The organism is Tritonibacter sp. SIMBA_163 (assembly GCF_046535935.1).
Lineage (GTDB): Bacteria > Pseudomonadota > Alphaproteobacteria > Rhodobacterales > Rhodobacteraceae > Epibacterium > Epibacterium scottomollicae.
Window position 1 is genome coordinate 1 of record NZ_JAWJBP010000264.1, and the last position, 295, is coordinate 295.

Sequence of the window (295 nt, forward strand, 5' to 3'; positions counted from 1 at the left end):
GAAGTCCGCGAGACGACCTCTGTGGCTGAGGTAGTGGCTGGTCTGAATGCACTGGGTGTATCCCCGCGCGACATGATCGTCATCCTGAAAAGCCTCAAGGCTGCAGGGGCGCTGCATGCGGAGTTCGTCGTGCGCTAACTCGCAGATCTCAGCCCCCTGACGAAGCACCCCGGGAGACCCGCCCGGGGTGCCTTTTTGTGCAGGACTAGGACGGAGAGCACTGGGGCGAGTATCATCATGCGCAGGTTGCGGGCGGTATGGTCTAGCTTGTGTAGTACTGATGGATTGATCGCGT

At 60.3% G+C, this 295-nt stretch carries 1 protein-coding gene; it reads left to right on the top strand.

The annotated features are described in order from the left end of the window. On the top strand, positions 1–138 hold a 138-nt coding region (locus R0J92_RS22340), incomplete at its 5' end, for a flagellar basal body P-ring protein FlgI (protein WP_411053267.1). Positions 139–295: the final 157 nt, after the last annotated feature.